Below are 2,775 nucleotides of genomic sequence, written 5' to 3' on the forward strand. Positions count from 1 at the left end.
AATTTCTATTATTTAATCAGGTAAAAACTACGAACAACCGGAGTTGCCGTTTTCAATTTTGGTTCAGTTGAATTTCCGTATTGCCATGCCACAACTGTTACTTTTAGCGGATATTTTGCCCGGGGCGGAATTTGAGTAAACTTCAACACATTTCCATCCAACTCAACGGGGCCTTCCAACACGTAAAAATAAACCTGAACTCCGGCATCGGAAGTAGCATGCAACTGCAATTCTTTTATCCCCGCTTTTTGATCGGGAATAGAATTAAAAGTGATAGTCTGATCCCGGCCCTCCTTCAACATAGCAGGCAGTACCATTTCAGCCTGTTGTACGGCTGCTTTATACTCCGCATCGCCAGGATGTTTCAAGGCAAAAGTCAACGAAAATTTTGGGGCATTTAAGTCAATCTCCCGGTTTAATTGCAAAACGAAGGTAGTGTCCGAAATTTTTTTGAATGGCCCGCAAATTCGTTCGATGGTAATTAAACCCAATTTTTTTGAATGGCCAAGCTTAGACCCGGCAGGCAATTTTGTCCAATCGGACAAACGGCTGCTCACAGAGGGAACAGAGTCGTAAAAGGCCCCTTTCAGGTGAAATGTCACCCCGTCATTTTCCGGAAAAAACTTCAGGCTTACCTGCAAATGGGTGTTTTGCTGCGGAGCCATTTTCCCGTTTTGTACATATCCCAGAAGTTGAGGCTTTAACCCACGGAAAGCTTTACCATACTCTTCCACGGCCCGTGCAGTTTCCTGATCAAAATACCAAAACGCTTCATTTTTGTTTCCTTTGTATTGTCCAACCGGGGCCGCATTGGCTGCAGGAAGCTGGTCTTTTCTCCATTTATCGGCCAGCCAACCGGTTTTGCATGGATCTATAGGCTTCAAAACAAGAGATTTACCTTGCTGCTTACTTTTAGGAAAACGATATTGTATGGCTTTCTTGATAAAAAAAGCGATAAAAGCGGCTTTCCGGTCGGAACTGGCAAAATGGCCTTCGCCGGGCACTGCAATCATACTCAATGGCATTAAAGGATGTTCTTGCCGTTCTTTCAATCCTTCCCTCGACCAGGTATCAGCCGCCTCATATTCTCCCATTGTTTCCAGGCAGGGTATAAAGTTAATGTTCCGGTTACCCCAAATATCGGGTGCAAATACAGGATTCCGGAAATAAGGCCACTGCCCGCTTGTGGAAATTGCAGCTAAAGTTCTTTGAGGATACAGGGCTGCAAAATAATAAGGGAAACTTGCCGCAGCGGAGTGTCCAAGGGGCACTACCGGGACAAACGACAATTCCGTATAACCGGAAATTTTTGCCAGGCTGTCAATATAAGCATTAGTGATTTCCCCGGCACCTTTACTAAAATCAAAGAATTTCAGAACGTTTGGCGACGGCGACACCCATATCTCGGCAAAACCGAATTTGGCCATTTCCTTCCTGAAAATTGGATTTTCGAGAATAGAAATCTCTTCCATATTGTGCTGTGCCAATACAAACCCACGAACCTGCTTACAACCCGAAGGTATCCATAAAAAAGCACGGGCGTTATTATCAACTCCGTAAACCGGAACCGACCATTGCCATTCCTGTGCAAAACTCGGGCCAATGGCCATGATCAATAAAAGCCCCAGGAAGAAAAAATTCAAGTGATTTTTTCGTTTCATGAAAATCCAATCTTTTACACGTATTACTTGACAATGGACGCCTCACCGGTCTTGACATTCAGGCTAAATGGCTGAGGTTTTGGCAGCCATAATTTCCCGTTTCCTATTTCAAGCGGCATCCATAAATAACGGGAATCCCATTGTGCTTTTGGTTTCCAGATATCCCCCATAAAAATCACTGTAGTTTTCTTCGTGCCGGCTACTTTAATTAGCATAGTGGATTGTGAGCCATAGGTATTGGTTTCCGGAGGAGCTATATTCTTAAATTCAGTCCAGGGCCCTTCCAGCGTGGGCGCCGTTGCATATTTGTTAGGATTGGCACGCCAACCGGTCAATTCAGAACCAATCGCATAATAAAGACCATTGTAATGAACTATAGCACCACCCTCCATGTGGGCCTGCACTAATGTCATTTGTTTTTCTACATTCATGTAATCGTCGGAGAGTCTGGCAATGCGGAACCCAAAAGGCCGGTCTTCGAAAACCAGGTATGCACTGCCATCGTCGTCAATAAACTGACCTATATCACGGCTTTCGTGCCCCAACGGACGGAACCTCTTGATGTACTTAAAATCCCCATCCGGTTTGTCGCACACGGCAATACCCACTTCCGCCACTTTGTAGCGTTTATCATCCACATGGAAATACATGACATATTTCTTTGTTTTAGCATTATAAAAGACTTTCGGACGTTCCAGAATCCATCCTTCTCCGAGCGAATCAGGCGGCAGCATTTTAATTACATTACCTCTGAATTTCCAGTTGATAAGGTCTCTTGACGAATAACAACTGACATAGCGATATTTAGGATCCAGGTCTTTCGTCCGTTGCTCACCGTACCAGTAATAAGTGTTTTTAATCCTGATGATACCTCCGCCATGCGCCTGAATATGGTTTCCATTCTCGTCCGGCCATACTTCACAAGGCTGGATGATTTTTTGTTTTTGTGCAAACATACTGTTAAACAGTACAATCAGACACAAAGTACTTGTTAGTTTTAAGTTAAATGTCAGTTTCATAATTACGTAAATAAAATTAACCGTTGGCAGGGCTGATTATAATGGACTAGTCATCTTTGGCTATAACCTCAAAGAAAAAACAACCCCATTTTATA

Annotated in this window: 2 protein-coding genes; both read right to left on the reverse strand. The window is 43.6% G+C overall.

Annotated elements, in window-relative coordinates; genetic code table 11:
* Positions 1-8: 8 nt before the first annotated feature.
* A complete protein-coding gene (locus tag Q8907_15590) occupies positions 9-1,661 on the reverse strand; it encodes a hypothetical protein (GenBank protein ID MDP4275693.1) in 1,653 nt (550 codons plus the stop codon).
* Positions 1,662-1,684: 23 nt separating this feature from the next.
* Positions 1,685-2,680 carry a family 43 glycosylhydrolase gene (locus tag Q8907_15595; protein ID MDP4275694.1) on the reverse strand — a complete coding sequence of 332 codons (996 nt, stop codon included), beginning with the start codon at positions 2,678-2,680 and terminating at the stop codon, positions 1,685-1,687.
* Positions 2,681-2,775 lie beyond the last annotated feature (95 nt).

This window comes from Bacteroidota bacterium (assembly GCA_030706565.1).
In the GTDB taxonomy this organism is placed as follows: Bacteria; Bacteroidota; Bacteroidia; order Bacteroidales; family JAUZOH01; genus JAUZOH01.

Bases quoted from the DNA above. Each gene is read 5' to 3' on its own strand.
- Q8907_15590 (MDP4275693.1), bottom strand. From the start codon at position 1,661: ATGAAACGAAAAAATCACTTGAATTTTTTCTTCCTGGGGCTTTTATTG.
- Q8907_15595 (MDP4275694.1), bottom strand. From the start codon at position 2,680: ATGAAACTGACATTTAACTTAAAACTAACAAGTACTTTGTGTCTGATT.